Source organism: Bacillus sp. LNXM12-1 (assembly GCF_003004375.1).
Taxonomy (GTDB): Bacteria; Bacillota; Bacilli; order Bacillales; family Bacillaceae; genus Bacillus.
Genome location: NZ_PVWX01000006.1, coordinates 34416 through 56182, shown reverse-complemented (window position 1 = coordinate 56182; position 21767 = coordinate 34416). Strand labels below are relative to the sequence as shown.

Sequence of the window (21767 nt, the reverse complement as noted above, 5' to 3'; positions counted from 1 at the left end):
AATGGAAAAAGAGAAAAAAGGAGCGAGAGAACTCGATCTCTTAGATATCGTACAGTTTGTGGCACCAGGGACACCTCTTCGGGCTGGGATCGAAAATGTCCTGAGGGCCAATACTGGCGGGCTCATTGTTGTTGGTTATAACGACAAAGTCAAGAGTGTTGTAGATGGAGGGTTTCATATTAACTCTGCCTTCTCCCCAGCACACTTATATGAATTGGCTAAGATGGATGGAGCCATTATTTTAAGCGATTCTGGTCAAAAGATCTTGTATGCGAATACACAGCTGATGCCAGATGCAACCATCCATTCATCGGAAACGGGCATGAGGCACCGTACTGCTGAACGTGTAGCGAAGCAGACAGGCTGCTTAATCATTGCGATTTCTGAACGGAGGAACGTCATTACCTTATACCAAGGGAATCGTCGTTATACGCTGAAAGATATTGGCTTTATTTTAACGAAGGCCAACCAAGCCATACAAACACTTGAGAAATATAAAACCATTTTAGATCACGCCATTTCTGCGCTAAGCGCCCTAGAATTTGAAGAGCTTGTGACCTTTGGTGATGTATTATCCGTGCTGCATCGTTACGAGATGGTGCTTAGAATCAAAAATGAAATCAATATGTATATCAAAGAGCTCGGAACAGAAGGACATTTGATCCGTCTGCAAGTCAATGAACTGATTACGGATATGGAGCAGGAAGCGGCTTTATTTATTAAAGATTATGTGAAAGAAAAGATTAAAGATCCATATGTTCTGCTTAAACAGCTCCAAGATATGTCTAGCTTTGAGCTTTTAGATGACTCCATTCTGTACAAGTTACTTGGCTATCCAGCTTCTACAAATATTGACGAATATGTGTACACAAGAGGCTACAGATTGCTTCACAAAATCCCTAGACTGCCTATGCCAATCGTCGAAAACGTGGTTGAAGCGTTCGGTGTGTTAGATCGAATTATGGAAGCGGATGTACAAGATTTGGATGAAGTAGAAGGAATTGGAGAAGTAAGAGCGAAAAAGATAAAAAAAGGATTAAAAAGACTGCAAGAAAAACATTATATCGACCGCCAGCTATAAGGAGAGAAATTTTTCTTAAACACGGTTAAAAATGGATGAATATGGGTATATTAATGATGCTTTTGTTTTCTGTTGATTATGATAGGAAACTTAAACATATATCAATGTCAGGTGAGGGTGGATTGACAGATGAAAAATAAAGGAGGTGAAGGTATGTTAAAAAGAATCGTTCAGGCGTTTTTTATCATTTTTGGTGCAGTTGTAGGGATTTTTATCATTCCAGAGTTATTTCTGCTGTTAAATGTAAAGGACATACCTTTCATAACAAATGCTTACTCTTCAGCACTAATAGGAGCCGCTGTGTTCTTTATCATCGGCAAATGGTGCACAGGCTATGTGGTTAATTGGGTGAAATGGATCGAGGATTCTCTATTAAAGGCGCCTCTTCCTGATCTTATATCTGGAAGTTTCGGATTAGTATTTGGACTTATTCTAGCATATCTTATTGTAAACGTGATCCCGCTAAACAATATCCCATATCATATTTTTGGTACCATTATTCCGATTTTCCTGGCTTTCTTTTTAGGATACCTTGGATTTCAGGTAGGGTTTAAGAAGAAGGATGAAATGATGGGGCTGTTCTCCCGATCTGCAAAGGTCACCAAGAAAAAAGGAGCAGCTGATGATGAACCTGAAATAGAAGATAAAAAGCTGAAAATTTTAGACACAAGTGTTATCATTGATGGAAGAATCGCAGATATTTGTCAAACTGGATTCTTAGAAGGTGTCATGGTCATTCCTCAATTTGTGCTCGAGGAATTACAGCATATTGCAGACTCTTCTGATGTATTAAAGAGAAATAGAGGCCGAAGAGGTCTTGATATTTTAAATCGTATTCAAAAAGAATTAGATATCAAAGTTGAAATTTACGAAGGTGACTTTGAAGACATTCAAGAGGTTGATAGCAAGCTTGTGAAGCTCGCTAAATTAACTTCAGGTGTTGTTGTGACAAATGATTTTAATTTAAATAAAGTATGCGAACTTCAAAAAGTAGCAGTGTTAAACATCAATGATCTAGCCAATGCGGTGAAACCGGTTGTGCTACCTGGGGAAGAAATGAAGGTACAGGTCATTAAAGATGGGAAAGAGCATAACCAAGGTGTTGCTTACTTAGATGACGGTACGATGATTGTGGTCGAAGAAGGACGCAATTACATTGGAAAAGACATCGATGTGCTCGTCACAAGTGTGCTGCAGACTGCTGCTGGAAGAATGATTTTTGCGAAGCCAAAACTTCTGGAGAAGGCGCTCTAAAGGGAGAACGAACATGTATTATGAAGTAGTTATTCCGGCTGCGGGGCAGGGGAAACGAATGAAGGCCGGCCGCAATAAGCTTTTTATTGAGCTGAAAAGAATGCCGGTCATTATTCATACACTAAAGGTGTTTGACGCTCATTCGCAATGCAAACGCATGATCCTAGCGATCAATGAAGAGGAGCGTCAAGACTTTGAAAGGCTACTCAAGGTACACGCTTTTCAAACGCCTGTTTCACTTGTCACTGGCGGTGAAGAACGTCAGCAAAGTGTATACGAAGGATTAAAGGCTGTGAAAGATGCAGACATCGTGCTTGTTCATGATGGGGCAAGGCCTTTTATTAAGCATACACAGATTGACTTGCTCGTTAAAGCGGCGATTGAAAAAGGCTCCGCAGTTGTAGCGGTACCAGTGAAAGACACAATCAAGCGCGTTCAAGAAGGCAAAGTGGAACAAACCATTGAACGTCAGAGCTTGTGGGCAGTCCAGACCCCACAAGCTTTTCGTCATTCTATTTTAAAAGAGGCGCATGAATATGCGGAGCGGACCGGCTTTCTTGGAACAGACGACGCCAGTCTTGTGGAACAATTACATGGTGAAAACGTGTATATTGTCCAAGGAGATTACACCAATATTAAGCTGACGACACCGGATGATTTATTGGTTGCCAAGGCAATTATGGATGCGGAAAGAGGGTACTAGATCATGTTGAGAATAGGACAAGGCTTTGATGTACATCAATTAACAGAGGGAAGACCTTTGATTATCGGCGGGGTCACCATCCCATATGAAAAGGGGCTGCTTGGGCATTCAGACGCTGATGTACTGCTTCACACAGTGGCAGATGCCTGCCTAGGTGCGATTGCTGAAGGAGATATCGGCAGGCATTTCCCAGACACAGATCCTGAGTTTAAGGATGCGGATTCTTTTAAATTACTGCAGCATGTGTGGGCACTAGTAAAGGAAAAAGGCTACACACTTGTGAATATTGATTGCACCATCATGGCGCAAAAGCCCAAAATGGCACCTTACATTCAACCAATGTGTGAGAAGATTGCAGAAGCGCTTGAGGCAGATGTCACACAGGTGAATGTGAAAGCAACAACGACAGAGAAACTTGGATTTACAGGAAGAGGCGAAGGAATTGCCTCTCAGGCAACAGTGCTTCTTCAGAAAAAGTGAAATCCATTTTGATGAGAATGGGATTTGATGATAAAATACGTTTATAAAAAATTGGTGTCAGACAACATGATGCAGATGAAAGGAAGTTAAACTCATGGGAAATGAAGTGCGTGTTCGTTATGCACCGAGTCCAACTGGTCATTTACATATTGGGAATGCTAGAACGGCTCTTTTCAACTATTTGTTCGCACGCAGTCAAGGCGGCAAATTTATTATTCGAATCGAAGATACGGATCAAAAGCGTAATGTAGAAGGCGGAGAAGAAAGCCAGCTTCGCCACCTGCAATGGCTCGGTATTGATTGGGATGAGAGCATTGATAAAGATGGCGGCTATGGTCCTTACAGACAATCAGAGCGTAATGAGATTTACAAAAAATATTATGATGAGCTGCTAGAGAAAGACTTGGCGTATAAGTGCTATTGTACGGCTGAAGAGCTAGAGGAAGAGCGTGAAGCACAAATCGCCCGCAGTGAAATGCCTCGATATTCTGGTAAATGCAGCCATTTATCAAAAGAAGAAGAGGACAAGCTGATCGCTGAAGGAAGAGAGCCAAGTATCCGCTTCCGAGTGCCAAAAGGAGAAATCATCAAATTTGACGACATGGTCAAAGGCGATATTTCATTTGAGACAGACGGCATCGGTGATTTTGTCATTGTGAAGAAAGACGGCACGCCAACTTATAACTTCGCTGTAGCAGTGGATGATCATTTGATGAAAATGACTCACATTCTCCGCGGAGAGGATCACATTTCGAATACGCCTAAACAAATCATGATCTTCAACGCATTTGGCTGGGATGTTCCGCTATTCGGACATATGACGCTGATTGTGAACGAGAACCGCAAAAAATTAAGTAAGCGTGATGAATCCATTATTCAATTCATCGAGCAATATAAAAACTTGGGCTATTTACCAGAAGCCCTGTTCAACTTCATTGCACTACTTGGATGGTCTCCGGTGGGCGAAGAAGAACTGTTTACAAAAGAGCAATTCATCGACATTTTCGATGTAAACCGACTTTCTAAGTCACCAGCTCTATTCGATATGCATAAACTAAAATGGGTAAATAACCAATACGTGAAGGCACTTGATCTTGATCAGGTTGTTGCGTTAACACTTCCGCATCTTCAAAAGGCAGGCAAGGTAAGCGAGCAGCTGACAGAAGAAGAAAACACGTGGGTGCGCAAGCTTATTTCTCTGTATCACGAACAATTAAGCTATGGAGCAGAAATTGTTGAGTTAACAGAGTTGTTCTTTAAGGAGCAAATTGAGTATAATCAAGAGGCAAAGGAAGTTTTAGCAGAGGAGCAAGTACCAGAAGTCATGGCATCTTTTGCTGGTCAGCTTGAACGGCTTGAGTCTTTCACACCTGATGAAATCAAGGCTGCTATTAAAGCGGTACAAAAAGAAACAGGGCATAAAGGCAAGAAACTATTCATGCCAATTCGTGTGGCTGTCACAGGACAAACGCATGGCCCAGAACTTCCGCAAAGTATTGAACTACTAGGTAAAGAAACGGTATTAAACCGCATTAAACAAATATAAGGAAATCGTTGCGAGGGAGAAGTACAATGTTTTCGTCCATCACAGAAAGAGTCTTCACCGGCTGAAAGAGACTTATGGGCAGACGTTGGAAATGCACCCTCAAGACCCTTGAGGAACACGAGTACGTTAGTATGCAAGGGCGGTACCCTCCGTTATGGGATTAAGTTGAGAAGGCTGCAAAATGAGGGCTTTCTAAACAGAGTGGAACCGCGTTTTCAAAACGTCTCTGTCATTTGGCAGAGGCGTTTTTTATTTGTCCAAAAAAGAGAGCAAGTCCTAAGAGAGATTGATGGGGAAGAACGGGGGGAGCATGTGTTTTTCAAAATGCTGAAAGAAGATATTGATACTGTGTTTGATCAAGATCCTGCTGCTAGAAGCTATATTGAAGTAGTGCTAACCTATTCAGGGCTTCATGCGATTTGGGCTCATCGTATCGCGCACGCATTTTATAAGCGTAAGCTGTACTTTCTTGCGCGGATCATTTCTCAGGTCAGCCGGTTTTTCACAGGGGTGGAAATTCACCCTGCGGCAACCATTGGCAGGCGCTTCTTCATTGACCACGGCATGGGAGTGGTGATTGGGGAAACATGTGAAATTGGAGACAACGTCACTGTTTTCCAAGGCGTGACACTAGGGGGAACAGGGAAAGAAAAGGGAAAGCGGCACCCGACCATTTTAGACGATGCCCTCATTGCGACAGGTGCAAAGGTGCTTGGTTCCATTACAGTCGGAAAAGGGGCCAAGATTGGTGCGGGGTCAGTCGTGTTAAAGGACGTACCAGACCATTCCACCGTTGTCGGTATACCTGGGCGAGTCGTCGTTCAAAATGGAAAGAAAATCAATCGTGATCTCAATCATCAAGATTTGCCAGATCCAATTTCCGATCGTTTCAAAGAATTGGAACGAGAAATGGAAAAGCTAAAAGGTGAGCTGGCTTCATTGAGCAGAAAGGAAGAACAATCATGACAATCAATATTTATAATACATTGACACGTAAGAAAGAAGAATTTGTCCCGCTTGAACCAGGAAAGGTCAAGATGTATGTGTGCGGACCAACCGTTTATAACTACATTCATATCGGGAATGCCAGACCTGCTATTGTTTATGACACTGTACGTAAGTATTTAGAATACAGCGGCTATGATGTGAACTTTGTATCAAACTTTACAGATGTGGATGATAAACTCATCAAAGCAGCCAATGAACTCGGAGAAGATGTTCCGACGATTGCTGACCGCTTTATCCAAGCCTACTTTGAAGACGTCAGTGCACTAGGCTGCAAAAAAGCTGACCTTCACCCGCGAGTGACGGAAAATATGGATGATATCATTGCATTTATTGCGACATTGATTGAAAAAGGCTACGCCTATGAAGCGGATGGCGACGTGTATTACAGCACACGCTCATTTGAAGGCTACGGAAAGCTTTCTCACCAGTCGATTGATGAACTGAAGACAGGTGCTCGTATTCGTGTAGGTGAGAAGAAACGAGATGCACTGGACTTTGCTTTATGGAAGGCTGCAAAGGATCAAGAAATCTCATGGGATAGCCCGTGGGGCGAAGGACGCCCAGGCTGGCACATCGAATGCTCGGCCATGGTTAAAAAATATTTAGGTGATACGATCGACATTCATGCTGGCGGACAGGATTTAACCTTCCCTCACCATGAAAATGAAATCGCTCAATCCGAGGCTTTGACAGGGAAACCTTTTGCGAAGTATTGGATGCATAACGGATATATTAATATTGAGAATGAAAAAATGTCAAAATCACTTGGCAACTTTGTGCTCGTGCATGACATTGTGAAAGAACAAGATCCTGATGTGCTACGCTTCTTTATGTTGTCGGTTCACTACCGTCATCCAATTAACTACTCAATGGATTTACTAGAGAGTACAAAGAGTGCGTTTAACCGACTCAAAACGTCGTATGCTAATTTACATCATCGCCTTGAGAGCAGCACGAATATCACAGAAGACAATACTGAATGGCTGGCGAAGATTGAAGAGCAGCGTGCGACATTTATTTCTGAAATGAATGATGACTTTAATACGGCAAATGCAATTTCTGTTTTATTCGAACTTGCGAAACAGGCGAATTATTATATGGAAAATGATCATACTTCGGAGGAAGTGATCAAGGCATTTATCGGCTTATTCCAAGAAATCACGTCTGTTCTTGGCTTCTCATTAGAAGAAAAGCACACGCTTGACGAAGAAGTAGAAGCGTTAATTGAAAAACGCAATGAGGCTAGAAGAAATCGTGACTTTGCGCTATCTGATCAAATTCGTGACCAGTTAAAGAGCATGAATATTGTATTGGAGGACACTCCTCAAGGTACTCGCTGGAAAAGAGGAGAATAGGTCATGTTGAATTTTGAAAAGCTGAAAGACGGTAAACAGTTGAACGGACTTGCGCTTGCTTATATGGGTGATGCCATTTTTGAAGTCTATGTGAGGCATCACCTCCTCCAAACGGGGGCGACAAAACCAAATGAGCTGCACAAACGAGCAAGCAAGATTGTTTCAGCTAAATCTCAGGCAGCTATTTTATTTACGCTTCAGCAGCAAGGCTTTTTCACTGAAGCAGAAGAAGCGGTGCTGAAAAGAGGAAGAAATGCAAAATCAGGCACAGTGCCTAAAAACACAGACGTTCAAACGTATCGTTATAGTACGGCGCTTGAAGCGCTCATGGGTTATTTATTTATTGAAAAGCAGGACGAACGCTTAGAAGAGCTGATTAGTCAGGCGATTGAAATCGGAACGTCAGGGAGGAAGACAAATGAGTCAGCAACATGATTATGTGATTGGGAAAAATGCAGTGATTGAAACACTGAAGTCAGATCGGGAGTTATACAAGCTCTGGATGGCAGAAAACACTGTAAAAGGACAAGCCCAGCAGGTCATTGAACTCGCTAAAAAACAAAATATCACCATTCAGTATGTTCCGAGGAAAAAGCTTGATCAAATGGTAACAGGTCAGCACCAGGGAATCGTTGCACAAGTAGCAGCATATGAATATGCGGAATTGGACGACCTGTATCAAATCGCCGAAAAGCGGAATGAACAGCCGTTTTTTCTTATTTTAGATGAAATTGAAGATCCTCATAATTTAGGATCCATTATGCGTACAGCAGATGCTGTAGGTGCACACGGGATTGTCATTCCGAAAAGGAGAGCGGTCGGCTTAACGACAACCGTTGCCAAAGCATCTACTGGGGCAATTGAACATATTCCTGTTGCCAAGGTCACCAATCTTTCAAGAGCTCTTGATGAGATGAAAGAAAGAGGAATCTGGGTCGCGGGAACAGATGCGTCTGCCAAACAGGATTACAGACAATTTGATGGTACGATGCCGCTTGCTCTTGTGATTGGCAGTGAAGGAAAAGGGATTGGCCGATTGATCAAGGAAAAGTGTGATTTTCTGATTAAGTTGCCTATGGCCGGGAAGGTCACTTCGTTAAACGCATCAGTTGCCGCTAGTCTATTGATGTATGAAGTGTATCGAAAACGTTATCCGTTAGGAGAATAGAGATGGACATCCTCTTAGTCGATGGATACAACATGATAGGTGCATGGCCTCGGCTGCAGCACTTAAAGGAAAACAGCTTTGAAGAAGCCAGAGACGTGCTGATTCAAAATTTAGCAGAATATCAAGCATACACAGGGTATCGAGTCATTGTCGTATTCGATGCCCATATGGTCAAAGGAATCGAAAAAAAGCGGATCAACCACCGAGTAGAGGTCATCTTTACGAGAGAGAATGAAACAGCTGATGAGCGGATTGAAAAGCTGGCCCAGGATTTGAATAATGTTCGGACGCAAATTCATGTGGCGACCTCAGACTTCACAGAACAATGGGCAATTTTTGGACAAGGAGCTCTTCGGAAGTCGGCTCGAGAGCTTTTGAGAGAGATTGAAGTGATCGAACGAAAGATAGAGACGAGAGTCAAAAAGATTACTTCTGATAAACCAGTATCCAAGATTGAATTGTCAGAAGATGTATTGAAAACGTTTGAAAAATGGCGGCGTGGGAATCTGGAATAGCTTGACGATATTTCAACCATTAATGTATAATATTTCTATCTAGGTGCGGTCGGGGGGATCGAAGTGAATCTAAACAACAGCAAGGATAAATCCATCAGAGAGCAATTTTGCCAGTTGGAAGATGAACAAGTCATTGAAAGGGTTCATGTCGGAGATAGTGATGCGCTAGATTACTTAATAACGAAATACCGCAATTTTGTACGTGCAAAAGCAAGATCTTATTTCTTGATTGGAGCGGATCGAGAGGACATTGTCCAAGAGGGGATGATCGGACTTTATAAGTCTATCCGCGATTTCAGAGAGGACAAGCTTACTTCATTTAAGGCTTTTGCAGAATTATGTATTACCCGCCAAATTATCACCGCAATTAAAACAGCTACTCGCCAAAAACATATCCCGTTAAATTCCTATGTATCATTAGACAAGCCAATATATGATGAAGAATCAGACAGAACATTGTTGGACGTCATTTCCGGTGCTAAAGCGCTTAACCCAGAAGATTTAATCATTAGCAAAGAAGAATTTGATGATATTGAAATGAAAATGGGGGAACTACTAAGTGAGCTGGAAAGAAAGGTACTTGTGCTTTACCTTGATGGCAGATCCTATCAAGAGATTTCTGAAGATTTAAACCGTCATGTGAAATCAATTGATAACGCACTCCAAAGAGTAAAGAGAAAATTAGAGAAATATTTAGAGCTTCGCGAGATTAGTCTCTAATCAAACCTATATTGACAGCTTTTTCGACACTGTGATAAGGTACTAAGGAAATGATGTCGAGAAAATAGGTGTAAATATGAGGAAAAAGATTACTCTAGCCTGTAAAGACTGCGGAAGCCGCAATTATACGACAATGAAAAGTGATGCTTCAGCAGCTGAAAGATTAGAAGTTAAGAAATATTGCAAGACTTGTAATTCACATAAAACACATTTAGAAACGAAGTAAGATTTGCGTTCTTTAATCTGTGGAGGTCTTTTACATGCGTATTATCAGTTTCTTAAAAAGTGTCGGGAAAGAAATGAAAAAGGTCAGCTGGCCAAAGAAAAACGAAATGATTCGCTACACAATCACGGTTATTTTAACAGTCGTATTCTTTGCAATCTTTTTCTCTTTTCTTGATATAGGAATCTCACAATTAATCGAATTAATTCATTAATACTTGAATAATGGTCTGCTGAACGTGCTATAATAGATCATAATATGACTTGCCAAAAAACCCGTTTTACGGGTTTTTTCAATTGCTTGAAAATATTTACCGGTACTCGAGATTCGTCAAATAGACATTACGAAATGTGGGGAGGGAAGGACTGAATAGTCCTGAACGAAATGGAAAAGAATTGGTATGTTGTGCATACGTACTCTGGCTATGAAAACAAAGTAAAAGCGAATTTGGAAAAGCGTGTTGAATCAATGGGCATGCAGGATAAAATCTTCCGCGTTGTCGTACCAGAAGAAGAAGAAACAGATATTAAAAATGGTAAGAAAAAAGTCGTCAAAAAGAAAGTATTCCCTGGCTATGTCCTAGTGGAAATCGTGATGACTGACGACTCTTGGTATGTTGTTCGTAATACACCAGGTGTCACAGGATTCGTTGGATCAGCTGGATCAGGCTCAAAGCCGACAGCGCTGCTGCCAGGCGAAGCCGAAACCATTCTGAAGAGAATGGGTCTTGAAGAACGCAAAACAGAAATCGACTTTGAATTAAAAGAAACAGTCAAGGTAATCGACGGACCATTTGCTAACTTCACAGGCTCTATCGAAGAGATTGATTACGATAAAAGCAAAGTCAAAGTATTCGTTAATATGTTTGGTAGAGAAACACCCGTGGAACTTGAGTTCACGCAGATCGATAAATTGTAATTCAAAAGAGCTTGAAATGAGTGTATAGAAGTGGTAATATAGCAAAGGTACGTCTTGAGTTCGCTCAAGATCGCTAGCTAGTTATTTCGTCATTCATATAAAGAATGAAGTTGTTGAGTGGGAGGGGGATTCCCCTATTACCACATCACGGACTTTAAGGAGGTGTGTCTCGTGGCTAAAAAAGTAGTTAAAGTTGTTAAATTGCAAATTCCTGCTGGAAAAGCTAACCCAGCTCCACCAGTTGGACCTGCACTAGGTCAAGCCGGTGTTAATATCATGGGATTCTGTAAGGAGTTTAATGCTCGTACAGCTGACCAAGCTGGTCTTATCATTCCTGTTGAAATTTCGGTTTTTGAAGACCGTTCATTTACATTTATTACTAAAACTCCACCTGCTGCAGTTTTACTTAAAAAAGCAGCTGGTATTGAGTCTGGTTCTGGTGAACCTAACCGTAATAAAGTGGCAACTGTTAAGCGTGATAAAGTACGCGAAATCGCGGAAACAAAAATGCCTGACTTAAACGCTGCTAGCGTTGAATCAGCTATGCGCATGGTTGAAGGTACTGCACGCAGTATGGGTATTGTCATCGAAGATTAATTTATTGTCTTGTTGGGTTGCGAGTTTGGTTTTGACAAGTTCGCAACCCTTATTCGTGGGAGGTTATTCCGCTAAAACCACATAAGGAGGATTTTTATAATGGCTAAAAAAGGTAAAAAGTATGTAGAAGCTGCTAAGCTGATCGAACGTACTAAAGCGTATGATGTAGCTGAAGCTGTTTCTCTTACAAAAAAAGCAAATACAGCGAAATTTGATGCGACTGTAGAAGTTGCTTTTCGTTTGGGCGTAGACCCTCGTAAAAACGATCAACAAATCCGCGGTGCAGTTGTACTTCCTAACGGAACTGGTAAAACTCAACGCGTTCTTGTGTTCGCTAAAGGCGAAAAAGCAAAAGAAGCAGAAGCTGCTGGAGCAGACTACGTTGGAGATTCTGATTACATCACTAAAATCCAACAAGGCTGGTTCGAATTCGATGTAATCGTTGCAACACCTGACATGATGGGTGAAGTTGGTAAGATCGGTCGTGTACTTGGACCAAAAGGTCTTATGCCAAACCCTAAAACAGGAACTGTTACATTCGAAGTAGAAAAAGCAATCAATGAAATCAAAGCTGGTAAAGTAGAATACCGCGTTGATAAAGCTGGTAACATCCACGCGCCAATCGGAAAGGTTTCTTTCGAGGACGAAAAGCTTGTTGAGAACTTTGCAACAATCTATGATACAATCCTTAAAGCAAAACCTGCAGCGGCTAAAGGTGTATACGTGAAAAACGTTTCTGTTACAACTACTATGGGCCCTGGCGTGAAAGTGGATCCATCTTCTTTCTCTGCAAAATAAATCTTGACTTATCACAATCGTTTTGATAATATCAAAATGTTGTAAAATAGAATATGTCCATTTATACCGTAGACAGCAGGGGCCTTATGGCTTAATTAACCCGCCGAGGTGTATATGTCACAGTCTTACGTTAACGTATGCTTGTATATACAGCCTCCATGTCTTAATGGAGGCTTTTTATATGGAGAACCGTTCGTTAGGAACGTGATGGCCTGATCGGTATAAGTGTTACACAAAGAATGTACAGGAGGTGTAACCATGAGCAATGCAATCGATACTAAAAAAGTTGTCGTTGATGAAATTACTTCTAAATTTAAAGACAGTATGTCTACTGTAATTGTAGATTACCGTGGTCTTTCAGTTTCTGAAGTGACTGAACTTCGTAAACAGCTTCGTGATGCTGGCGTAGAATTCAAAGTTTACAAAAATACTTTGACTCGCCGTGCAGTTGAACAAGTTGAACTAACGGGTTTAAACGATTTCTTAACAGGTCCAAACGCTATCGCATTCAGTAACGAAGATGTTATCGCACCTGCGAAAATCATCAACGAATTTGCGAAAAGCCACGAAGCTTTAGAAATCAAAGCTGGTGTCATCGAAGGAAACGTAGCGACTGTAGAAGAAGTGAAGGCTCTTGCGGAACTTCCGTCTCGCGAAGGCTTACTTTCTATGTTGCTTAGCGTTCTTCAAGCTCCAGTTCGTAACCTTGCTCTTGCTACTAAAGCAGTTGCAGAACAAAAAGAAGAACAAGGCGCTTAATGCGTACTTAACGTAAAAAACTTAAAATGGAGGAATTACAAATGGCTTTAAATATCGAAGAAATCATTGCTTCAGTTAAAGAAGCAACTGTACTTGAGTTAAACGACTTAGTAAAAGCAATCGAAGAAGAATTTGGCGTAACTGCTGCTGCTCCTGTAGCTGTAGCTGCAGCTGGTGGTGCCGCTGCTGAAGAGAAAACTGATTTTGATCTAGTACTTGCTGGTGCTGGAGACCAAAAAATCAAAGTTATCAAAGTGGTTCGTGAAATCACTGGTCTTGGCTTGAAAGAAGCTAAAGAACTTGTTGACAACACTCCAAAACCACTTAAAGAAGGTATTGCTAAAGAAGAAGCTGAAGAACTTAAAGCTAAGCTTGAAGAAGTTGGCGCTTCTGTAGAAGTTAAGTAATCTTCGCCTAATCTTTTGGGAAAGCTCGCTTTTACTGGCGGGCTTTTTCTTTTCTATTCTCCTGAAACGATTGAATCCAGAGGAGGTCCATTCATCATGAGTGACCACTATTATACGGAAAAGCCATCAGTGAAAAGCAATAAACAGACATGGGACTTCACCTTGAGAAACCGTACCTTTACTTTTACAAGTGACAGTGGAGTGTTTTCTAAGAAAGAAGTCGACTTTGGTTCAAGGCTTTTAATTGAAGCTTTTGAAGAACCTGACGTGGATGGCGATGTCTTAGATGTCGGTTGCGGTTATGGACCGATTGGCTTATCGTTAGCAAACGAAATGACGAGCCGCACCATTCATATGATTGATGTGAACGAAAGAGCAGTCGAACTTTCAAAGGAAAACGCTAAACATAATCGCATTGATAATGTCCGCATCTATCAAAGTGATTTGTTCTCGAATGTTCATTCATCAGCTGCTTTTGCCTCTATACTGACCAATCCCCCAATACGGGCAGGGAAGAAAGTTGTACATGCGATCTTTGAAAAAAGTGCTGATCATTTATTGCCGGAAGGTGAGTTGTGGGTGGTTATTCAGAAAAAGCAGGGCGGACCATCTGCGATTGAAAAATTAGAACAGCTCTTTGGAGAAGTCGAGGTTGTATTGAAAAAAAAGGGCTACTATATTATCAAAGCTAAAAAAGTTTGACGCAGTTTCCTAGCTGTGTTAACATTATAAAATGCCAATGTGTATATTTTGCTTGATAGGCTTAAAAAACAACTATTTTGTATAAATTATGCATACTTGGGAAAACTAATAAAATCGGTATTTGTTTTTGGATGTGGTTTTCTTATTTTAGAAACCCTTTTTTCTTTTGTCTTGTAAAAGTATTTCTTTACTGACATTTGAAAGGCTGAAATACTTTTTACACATATAATACGCATGATTTGAGGGGTGAATCAGTTGACAGGTCAACTAGTTCAGTATGGACGACACCGCCAGCGCAGAAGCTACGCACGCATAAGCGAAGTGTTAGAATTACCAAATCTCATTGAAATTCAAACCTCTTCTTATCAGTGGTTTCTTGATGAGGGTCTTAGAGAGATGTTTCAAGATATATCCCCAATTGAGGATTTTACTGGTAACCTTTCTCTTGAATTCATTGATTACAGCCTAGGGGATCCTAAGTATCCTGTAGCAGAATCAAAAGAACGTGATGTAACTTACTCTGCTCCACTAAGAGTAAAAGTTCGTTTAATTAACAAAGAAACTGGAGAAGTAAAAGACCAAGATGTGTTCATGGGTGATTTCCCAATCATGACAGACACAGGTACTTTTATCATTAACGGTGCGGAACGTGTAATCGTTTCTCAGTTAGTGCGTTCTCCAAGTGTATATTTCAGTGGTAAAGTAGACAAAAACGGTAAAAAAGGTTTTACTGCGACTGTCATTCCAAACCGTGGCGCATGGTTAGAATACGAAACTGATGCGAAGGATGTAGTCTATGTACGCATCGATCGCACACGTAAGTTGCCGGTTACGGTTCTTTTGCGTGCTCTCGGCTTCAGCTCTGATCAAGAGATTCTTGACCTCATTGGCGAGAATGAATACTTACGCAACACGCTGGAAAAAGACAATACAGAGAATGCGGATAAAGCACTTCTCGAAATCTACGAGCGCCTCCGTCCTGGAGAGCCGCCAACTGTTGAAAATGCGAAAAGCCTGCTAGACTCTCGCTTCTTCGATCCGAAGAGATATGACCTAGCTAATGTTGGACGCTACAAGATTAATAAAAAGCTTCATATTAAAAATAGACTGTTCAATCAAAAATTGGCTGAAACGTTAGTTGACCCTGAAACAGGTGAAATTCTAGCAGAAAAAGGTCAAATTTTAGACAGAAGAGTTCTTGATAAAGTTCTTCCATACTTAGAAAACGGCATCGGATTTAGAAAGCTTTATCCAAATGGTGGCGTAGTAGAAGATGAAGTAGAACTTCAATCTATTAAGATTTATGCACCGTCTGATCAAGAAGGCGAGCAAGTGATCAACGTGATCGGGAATGCATACGTAGAGGAAGCTGTGAAAAACATCACGCCTTCTGACATCATTGCATCGATCAGTTACTTCTTCAACCTTCTTCATGGTGTAGGTGACACAGATGATATCGATCACCTTGGTAACCGTCGCCTGCGTTCTGTAGGTGAGCTTCTGCAAAACCAATTCCGTATTGGTTTAAGCAGAATGGAGCGTGTTGTTCGTGAAAGAATGTCGATCCAAGACACAAACACGATCACACCTCAGCAATTGATCAACATCCGTCCTGTGATCGCTTCTATCAAAGAGTTCTTTGGTAGCTCTCAGCTTTCTCAGTTCATGGATCAAACAAACCCGCTTGCTGAATTGACGCACAAACGTCGTCTGTCGGCGCTTGGACCGGGTGGTTTGACACGTGAGCGTGCAGGAATGGAAGTTCGTGACGTTCACTACTCTCACTATGGCCGTATGTGTCCGATTGAAACACCAGAGGGTCCAAACATCGGTTTGATCAACTCTCTATCTTCATTTGCAAAAGTGAATCGCTTCGGCTTTATTGAAACACCTTACCGCCGGGTTGACCCTGAAACAGGTAAAGTGACACCGAGAATCGATTACTTAACTGCTGATGAAGAGGATAACTACGTTGTAGCACAAGCGAATGCTATATTAGGTGAAGATGGTTCGTTTATCGATGATAATATCATTGCTCGTTTCAGAGGGGAAAACACAGTTGTTCCTCGAAACCGCGTTGACTACATGGACGTTTCGCCAAAGCAGGTTGTTTCTGCAGCGACAGCATGTATCCCATTCTTAGAAAACGATGACTCTAACCGTGCTCTAATGGGAGCGAACATGCAACGTCAGGCTGTGCCTTTGATGCAGCCGGAATCACCGATTGTTGGTACAGGTATGGAGTATGTATCAGGGAAAGACTCTGGTGCTGCTGTTATCTGCCGCTACCCTGGTGTTGTAGAACGTGTTGAAGCGAAAAATATTTGGGTTCGTCGCTATGAAGACGTTGATGGACAACAAGTCAAAGGGAATCTAGACAAATACAGCTTGCTGAAATTTGTCCGCTCTAACCAAGGGACTTGCTACAACCAGCGTCCAATCGTAAGTGTTGGAGATGAAGTCGTAAAAGGAGAAATCCTTGCAGACGGTCCTTCAATGGAAAAAGGTGAATTGGCTCTAGGACGTAACGTCATGGTCGGCTTCATGACTTGGGACGGTTATAACTACGAGGATGCGATCATCATGAGTGAGCGCCTTGTAAAAGATGACGTCTACACGTCTATTCATATTGAAGAATATGAATCAGAAGCTCGTGATACAAAGCTTGGACCGGAAGAAATCACTCGTGATATTCCAAACGTTGGGGAAGATGCTTTACGCAACCTTGACGAGCGCGGAATCATCCGTATTGGTGCAGAAGTAAAAGACGGAGACCTTCTTGTAGGGAAAGTAACGCCTAAAGGTGTAACAGAACTAACAGCTGAAGAACGTCTATTACATGCAATCTTCGGTGAAAAGGCTCGTGAAGTGCGTGATACGTCTCTACGTGTTCCACACGGCGGCGGCGGAATTATCCACGACGTCAAAGTCTTTAACCGTGAAGATGGAGATGAATTACCTCCAGGTGTAAACCAGTTAGTCCGCGTATACATCGTTCAGAAGCGTAAAATTTCTGAAGGTGACAAAATGGCCGGACGACATGGTAATAAAGGGGTTATCTCTAAAATCCTTCCAGAAGAAGATATGCCGTATCTTCCAGATGGAACACCGATTGATATCATGTTAAACCCTCTAGGGGTACCATCTCGTATGAACATCGGTCAGGTACTTGAGCTTCATATGGGTATGGCTGCACGTTACCTTGGCATCCACATTGCGTCACCAGTATTTGATGGTGCGCGCGAGGAAGATGTTTGGGAAACGCTTGAAGAAGCAGGTATGTCCCGTGATGCGAAAACAGTCCTTTATGACGGACGAACTGGTGAACCATTCGATAACCGTGTATCAGTCGGAATCATGTACATGATCAAACTGGCTCACATGGTTGACGATAAACTTCACGCTCGTTCAACTGGACCATACTCACTTGTTACGCAGCAGCCACTTGGCGGTAAAGCCCAGTTTGGTGGTCAGCGTTTCGGAGAGATGGAAGTATGGGCGCTTGAAGCTTACGGTGCAGCATACACACTTCAAGAGATCTTAACAGTTAAATCGGATGACGTTGTAGGTCGTGTGAAAACATACGAGGCCATCGTCAAAGGGGATAACGTCCCTGAACCAGGTGTCCCTGAATCATTCAAAGTGTTAATTAAAGAACTTCAAAGTTTAGGTATGGATGTCAAAATCCTATCTGGCGATGAAGAAGAGATAGAAATGAGAGATTTAGAAGACGATGAGGAAACGAAGAAAGCAGACGGATTAGCGTTATCTAATGACGAAGATGCTGCAGACCTCGCACCTGTCGATCTTGAACGTGACGCAGTCACAAAAGAATAGCAGAAACGATTAGAGCAAGTGACTAGGGTATAACCCGAAGATTAAAAGGGAGGTAGGCCCCTTGCTAGATGTGAACAATTTTGAGTATATGAACATCGGTCTCGCATCACCTGATAAAATCCGTTCTTGGTCTTTTGGTGAAGTGAAAAAGCCTGAAACGATTAACTATCGTACACTGAAACCTGAAAAAGATGGTCTCTTTTGTGAACGTATCTTCGGACCGCAAAAAGACTGGGAATGTCATTGTGGAAAGTATAAACGCGTTCGTTATAAGGGTGTTGTATGTGACCGTTGTGGTGTAGAAGTAACACGGGCAAAAGTCCGTCGTGAGAGAATGGGGCATATCGAACTGGCTGCCCCAGTTTCCCACATTTGGTATTTCAAAGGTATCCCAAGCCGTATGGGTCTTGTTCTTGATATGTCACCACGTGCGTTAGAAGAAGTGATTTACTTCGCTTCTTACGTTGTGACAGATCCGGGCAACACACCGCTTGAGAAGAAACAACTTCTTTCTGAGAAGGAATTCCGTGCTTATTTAGATAAATACGGTAATACGTTCCAAGCAGCTATGGGTGCAGAAGCAATCAATAAACTTCTTCAAGATATCGATCTTGTAAAAGAAGTAGATACACTGAAAGAAGAGCTGAAAACTGCTCAAGGACAGCGTCGTACACGTGCGATTAAACGCCTTGAAGTGCTAGAAGCCTTCCGTAACTCAGGAAACAAACCATCATGGATGATTCTTGATGTACTTCCGGTTATTCCGCCAGAATTACGTCCAATGGTCCAGCTTGATGGTGGACGTTTTGCTACTTCTGACTTAAACGACCTTTATCGTCGTGTCATCAACCGTAACAATCGTCTGAAACGTTTATTAGATCTTGGCGCGCCAAGCATCATCGTTCAGAACGAGAAGCGTATGCTTCAAGAAGCTGTCGATGCGTTGATTGATAATGGACGTAGAGGCCGACCGGTAACAGGACCAGGAAATAGACCATTGAAATCTCTTTCTCATATGCTGAAAGGGAAACAAGGACGTTTCCGTCAAAACTTGCTCGGTAAACGTGTTGACTATTCTGGACGTTCCGTTATCGTCGTAGGACCACATTTGAAAATGTATCAGTGTGGACTTCCAAAAGAAATGGCTCTTGAATTATTCAAACCATTCGTGATGAAGGAGCTTGTTGAAAAAGGTTTAGCTCACAACATCAAGAGTGCGAAGCGTAAAATTGAGCGCGTGCAGCCGGAAGTATGGGATGTTTTAGAATCAGTTATTCGTGAGCACCCAGTCTTACTAAACCGTGCACCGACTCTTCACAGACTTGGTATTCAAGCGTTTGAACCTACACTTGTGGAAGGACGCGCAATTCGTCTGCATCCACTTGTATGTACAGCCTACAACGCTGACTTTGACGGTGACCAAATGGCGGTTCACGTACCATTATCTGCTGAGGCTCAAGCTGAAGCTCGTATCTTAATGCTTGCTGCTCAAAACATTTTGAACCCGAAAGATGGAAAACCTGTTGTTACGCCATCTCAGGATATGGTGCTTGGTAACTACTACCTTACACTTGAGCGTAAAGGTGCTATCGGAGAAGGTATGGTCTTCAAAGATACTGACGAAGCCCTTCTAGCTTATCAAAATGGGTATGTGCATCTTCATACACGTGTAGCTGTTGCAGCTAGCTCGTTGAAGAATGTGACATTCACTGATGAACAGCGTTCTAAATTGTTGATTACAACAGTTGGAAAACTGATCTTTAACGAAATCTTACCGGAATCATTCCCTTACATGAATGAGCCGACAAAGAGCAATATTGAAGAAAAAACGCCTGACCGCTTCTTCCTTGAAAAAGGTGAGGATGTCAAAGCTGCGATCGAGAAACAAGAAATCAATGCGCCGTTCAAAAAAGGTATTTTAGGTAAAATCATTGCGGAAATCTTTAAGAGATTCCATATCACTGAGACATCTAAAATGCTTGACCGCATGAAAAATCTTGGTTTCAAATACTCTACTAAAGCGGGTATTACGGTTGGTGTGTCTGACATCGTCGTATTAGATGATAAGCAGAAGATCCTCGAAGAAGCACAAGCAAAAGTAGATAACGTCTTGAAGCAATTCAGACGTGGTTTGATTACTGAAGAAGAGCGTTACGAGAGAGTCATTTCGATCTGGAGTTCTTCTAAAGATGTCATCCAAGGTAAACTGATGAAGTCCCTTGATGAAGTCAACCCAATCTACATGATGAGTGACTCTGGAGCGCGTGGTAACGCATCTAACTTCACTCAGCTGGCTGGTATGCGTGGTCTGATGGCCAACCCGGCTGGACGTATCATTGAACTTCCGATTAAATCTAGTTTCCGTGAAGGTTTAACCGTATTGGAATACTTTATTTCCACTCACGGAGCGCGTAAAGGTCTTGCCGATACAGCCCTTAAAACAGCTGACTCAGGTTACCTTACGCGTCGTCTCGTCGATGTTGCACAGGATGTTATCATCCGTGAAACAGATTGCGGTACAGACCGTGGTATCTTGGCGAAGTCCATTAGAGAAGGAAATGAAATTATTGAGAAGCTTGAAGAACGTCTGATCGGACGTTTTGCAAGAAAACCAATTGTTCATCCTGAAACGGGCGAAGTCATTGTGGACGAAAACGAACTAATTGATGAAGATAAAGCACTTGAAGTAGTTGAAGCAGGAATTGAGGAAGTATGGATCCGTTCTGCATTTACATGTAACACGCCTCATGGTGTATGTAAACGATGCTACGGCCGTAACCTTGCAACTGGTACTGACGTTGAAGTCGGTGAAGCAGTTGGAATCATTGCTGCTCAATCAATCGGTGAGCCAGGAACACAGCTTACAATGCGTACGTTCCACACCGGCGGGGTAGCAGGAGACGATATCACACAAGGTTTACCTCGTATCCAAGAGCTATTTGAAGCGCGTAATCCGAAAGGGCAAGCGACCATTTCTGAAATTGATGGTGTCGTTGCTGAAATTAACGATGTTCGTGACAAGCAGCAGGAAATTGTGGTTCAAGGCGACGTTGAAACTCGTTCTTACACAGCTCCTTACAATGCGCGTCTGAAAGTTGTTGAAGGTGACAAAGTCACTCGTGGTCAAGTACTGACAGAAGGTTCGATCGATCCGAAAGAACTTCTTAAAGTGACTGACATGACAGCTGTTCAAGAATATCTGCTTCATGAAGTACAAAAAGTATACCGTATGCAAGGGGTAGAAATCGGAGATAAGCACGTTGAGGTAATGGTTCGCCAAATGCTTCGTAAAGTGCGTGTCGCTGATGCAGGGGATACAGATGTATTACCAGGCACACTTCTTGATGTACATCAATTCACTGAAGCGAACAAAAAAGTACTATTCGAAGGCAAACGTCCTGCAACAGGCCGTCCAGTTCTTCTTGGTATTACAAAAGCATCGCTTGAAACAGACTCATTCTTGTCTGCGGCATCCTTCCAAGAAACGACTCGTGTCCTAACAGATGCGGCGATCAAAGGAAAACGTGATGAACTGCTTGGCTTGAAAGAGAATGTTATCATCGGTAAACTTGTTCCAGCTGGAACAGGAATGCCAAACTACCGTAAGGTTAAGCCGGTTTCACAAGTGCAGCCGTCTGACGATATGGTTCCTGTAGAGTAATCTTTCTCGTGAGATTCCTATAAAATCATCAAAAA

At 42.1% G+C, this 21767-nt stretch carries 21 protein-coding genes and 2 other annotated features; all 21 genes read left to right on the top strand.

What is annotated here, in order from left to right:
- Window position 1: 1 nt before the first annotated feature.
- Complete coding sequence (gene disA / locus C6Y07_RS18280) at window positions 2-1081, top strand: DNA integrity scanning diadenylate cyclase DisA (protein WP_012008686.1); 1080 nt, start codon at window positions 2-4, stop codon at window positions 1079-1081.
- Window positions 1082-1234: 153 nt separating this feature from the next.
- The gene (locus C6Y07_RS18275; protein WP_003217214.1) at window positions 1235-2335 is read left to right on the top strand and encodes a PIN/TRAM domain-containing protein; all 1101 of its coding nucleotides are present in this window, start codon (window positions 1235-1237) and stop codon (window positions 2333-2335) included.
- A 13-nt stretch (window positions 2336-2348) separates the two neighbouring features.
- Complete coding sequence (gene ispD / locus C6Y07_RS18270) at window positions 2349-3038, top strand: 2-C-methyl-D-erythritol 4-phosphate cytidylyltransferase (protein WP_034665643.1); 690 nt, start codon at window positions 2349-2351, stop codon at window positions 3036-3038.
- 3 nt (window positions 3039-3041) lie between these two features.
- Window positions 3042-3518, top strand: a complete 477-nt coding sequence (ispF, locus tag C6Y07_RS18265; RefSeq protein ID WP_003216928.1) for a 2-C-methyl-D-erythritol 2,4-cyclodiphosphate synthase — start codon at window positions 3042-3044, stop codon at window positions 3516-3518.
- Window positions 3519-3612: 94 nt separating this feature from the next.
- A complete protein-coding gene (gene gltX / locus C6Y07_RS18260) occupies window positions 3613-5064 on the top strand; it encodes a glutamate--tRNA ligase (RefSeq protein WP_060595375.1) in 1452 nt (483 codons plus the stop codon).
- Window positions 5064-5295 (top strand) — a binding site (T-box leader). (Overlaps the previous gene by 1 nt.)
- 81 nt (window positions 5296-5376) lie before the next feature.
- The gene (gene cysE, locus C6Y07_RS18255; RefSeq protein WP_012008691.1) at window positions 5377-6030 is read left to right on the top strand and encodes a serine O-acetyltransferase; all 654 of its coding nucleotides are present in this window, start codon (window positions 5377-5379) and stop codon (window positions 6028-6030) included.
- On the top strand, window positions 6027-7427 hold the full coding sequence (cysS, locus tag C6Y07_RS18250; RefSeq protein WP_106031909.1) for a cysteine--tRNA ligase: 1401 nt from the start codon (window positions 6027-6029) through the stop codon (window positions 7425-7427). The genes cysE and cysS overlap by 4 nt, the downstream gene beginning before the upstream one ends.
- Window positions 7428-7430: 3 nt before the next feature.
- On the top strand, window positions 7431-7862 hold the full coding sequence (locus C6Y07_RS18245; RefSeq protein ID WP_034665636.1) for a Mini-ribonuclease 3: 432 nt from the start codon (window positions 7431-7433) through the stop codon (window positions 7860-7862).
- A complete protein-coding gene (rlmB, locus tag C6Y07_RS18240; protein WP_034665632.1) occupies window positions 7846-8595 on the top strand; it encodes a 23S rRNA (guanosine(2251)-2'-O)-methyltransferase RlmB in 750 nt (249 codons plus the stop codon). Before C6Y07_RS18245 ends, rlmB begins: the two co-directional genes overlap by 17 nt.
- Before the next feature lie 2 nt (window positions 8596-8597).
- Window positions 8598-9110, top strand: a complete 513-nt coding sequence (gene rae1, locus C6Y07_RS18235; protein ID WP_034665628.1) for a ribosome-dependent mRNA decay endonuclease Rae1/YacP — start codon at window positions 8598-8600, stop codon at window positions 9108-9110.
- 63 nt (window positions 9111-9173) lie between these two features.
- Complete coding sequence (gene sigH / locus C6Y07_RS18230) at window positions 9174-9830, top strand: RNA polymerase sporulation sigma factor SigH (protein ID WP_003217132.1); 657 nt, start codon at window positions 9174-9176, stop codon at window positions 9828-9830.
- A gap of 76 nt (window positions 9831-9906) precedes the next feature.
- Window positions 9907-10056: a 50S ribosomal protein L33 gene (rpmG, locus tag C6Y07_RS18225; RefSeq protein ID WP_012008694.1), complete on the top strand. Its 150-nt coding sequence runs from the start codon at window positions 9907-9909 to the stop codon at window positions 10054-10056.
- A gap of 34 nt (window positions 10057-10090) precedes the next feature.
- Window positions 10091-10267 carry a preprotein translocase subunit SecE gene (gene secE, locus C6Y07_RS18220; RefSeq protein WP_003216942.1) on the top strand — a complete coding sequence of 59 codons (177 nt, stop codon included), beginning with the start codon at window positions 10091-10093 and terminating at the stop codon, window positions 10265-10267.
- A 170-nt stretch (window positions 10268-10437) separates the two neighbouring features.
- Window positions 10438-10971: a transcription termination/antitermination protein NusG gene (gene nusG / locus C6Y07_RS18215; protein ID WP_003217197.1), complete on the top strand. Its 534-nt coding sequence runs from the start codon at window positions 10438-10440 to the stop codon at window positions 10969-10971.
- 171 nt (window positions 10972-11142) lie between these two features.
- On the top strand, window positions 11143-11568 hold the full coding sequence (gene rplK / locus C6Y07_RS18210) for a 50S ribosomal protein L11 (RefSeq protein WP_003216956.1): 426 nt from the start codon (window positions 11143-11145) through the stop codon (window positions 11566-11568).
- A gap of 99 nt (window positions 11569-11667) precedes the next feature.
- On the top strand, window positions 11668-12366 hold the full coding sequence (rplA, locus tag C6Y07_RS18205) for a 50S ribosomal protein L1 (protein ID WP_034665623.1): 699 nt from the start codon (window positions 11668-11670) through the stop codon (window positions 12364-12366).
- Window positions 12367-12414: 48 nt separating this feature from the next.
- Window positions 12415-12555: a sequence feature (ribosomal protein L10 leader region), on the top strand.
- 69 nt (window positions 12556-12624) lie between these two features.
- Complete coding sequence (gene rplJ, locus C6Y07_RS18200) at window positions 12625-13125, top strand: 50S ribosomal protein L10 (RefSeq protein WP_034665618.1); 501 nt, start codon at window positions 12625-12627, stop codon at window positions 13123-13125.
- A 41-nt stretch (window positions 13126-13166) separates the two neighbouring features.
- On the top strand, window positions 13167-13532 hold the full coding sequence (gene rplL, locus C6Y07_RS18195) for a 50S ribosomal protein L7/L12 (protein WP_003216952.1): 366 nt from the start codon (window positions 13167-13169) through the stop codon (window positions 13530-13532).
- A gap of 96 nt (window positions 13533-13628) precedes the next feature.
- Window positions 13629-14234: a class I SAM-dependent methyltransferase gene (locus tag C6Y07_RS18190; RefSeq protein WP_044139657.1), complete on the top strand. Its 606-nt coding sequence runs from the start codon at window positions 13629-13631 to the stop codon at window positions 14232-14234.
- Between the two features lie 255 nt (window positions 14235-14489).
- Window positions 14490-18071, top strand: coding sequence for a DNA-directed RNA polymerase subunit beta (gene rpoB / locus C6Y07_RS18185; protein ID WP_003217223.1), 3582 nt, complete (start codon window positions 14490-14492; stop codon window positions 18069-18071).
- A 61-nt stretch (window positions 18072-18132) separates the two neighbouring features.
- Window positions 18133-21732, top strand: a complete 3600-nt coding sequence (gene rpoC, locus C6Y07_RS18180) for a DNA-directed RNA polymerase subunit beta' (RefSeq protein WP_034665614.1) — start codon at window positions 18133-18135, stop codon at window positions 21730-21732.
- The last annotated feature ends 35 nt before the right edge of the window (window positions 21733-21767 follow it).

What these genes read in the sequence shown, in the direction of transcription:
- rplA (WP_034665623.1), top strand. Translation starts at nt 11,668, where the DNA reads ATGGCTAAAAAAGGTAAAAAGTATGTAGAAGCTGCTAAGCTGATCGAA.
- ispD (WP_034665643.1), top strand. Translation starts at nt 2,349, where the DNA reads ATGTATTATGAAGTAGTTATTCCGGCTGCGGGGCAGGGGAAACGAATG.
- rpmG (WP_012008694.1), top strand. Translation starts at nt 9,907, where the DNA reads ATGAGGAAAAAGATTACTCTAGCCTGTAAAGACTGCGGAAGCCGCAAT.
- secE (WP_003216942.1), top strand. Translation starts at nt 10,091, where the DNA reads ATGCGTATTATCAGTTTCTTAAAAAGTGTCGGGAAAGAAATGAAAAAG.
- cysS (WP_106031909.1), top strand. Translation starts at nt 6,027, where the DNA reads ATGACAATCAATATTTATAATACATTGACACGTAAGAAAGAAGAATTT.
- gltX (WP_060595375.1), top strand. Translation starts at nt 3,613, where the DNA reads ATGGGAAATGAAGTGCGTGTTCGTTATGCACCGAGTCCAACTGGTCAT.
- C6Y07_RS18245 (WP_034665636.1), top strand. Translation starts at nt 7,431, where the DNA reads ATGTTGAATTTTGAAAAGCTGAAAGACGGTAAACAGTTGAACGGACTT.
- nusG (WP_003217197.1), top strand. Translation starts at nt 10,438, where the DNA reads ATGGAAAAGAATTGGTATGTTGTGCATACGTACTCTGGCTATGAAAAC.
- C6Y07_RS18275 (WP_003217214.1), top strand. Translation starts at nt 1,235, where the DNA reads ATGTTAAAAAGAATCGTTCAGGCGTTTTTTATCATTTTTGGTGCAGTT.
- rplJ (WP_034665618.1), top strand. Translation starts at nt 12,625, where the DNA reads ATGAGCAATGCAATCGATACTAAAAAAGTTGTCGTTGATGAAATTACT.
- disA (WP_012008686.1), top strand. Translation starts at nt 2, where the DNA reads ATGGAAAAAGAGAAAAAAGGAGCGAGAGAACTCGATCTCTTAGATATC.
- ispF (WP_003216928.1), top strand. Translation starts at nt 3,042, where the DNA reads ATGTTGAGAATAGGACAAGGCTTTGATGTACATCAATTAACAGAGGGA.
- rae1 (WP_034665628.1), top strand. Translation starts at nt 8,598, where the DNA reads ATGGACATCCTCTTAGTCGATGGATACAACATGATAGGTGCATGGCCT.
- C6Y07_RS18190 (WP_044139657.1), top strand. Translation starts at nt 13,629, where the DNA reads ATGAGTGACCACTATTATACGGAAAAGCCATCAGTGAAAAGCAATAAA.
- rlmB (WP_034665632.1), top strand. Translation starts at nt 7,846, where the DNA reads ATGAGTCAGCAACATGATTATGTGATTGGGAAAAATGCAGTGATTGAA.
- rplL (WP_003216952.1), top strand. Translation starts at nt 13,167, where the DNA reads ATGGCTTTAAATATCGAAGAAATCATTGCTTCAGTTAAAGAAGCAACT.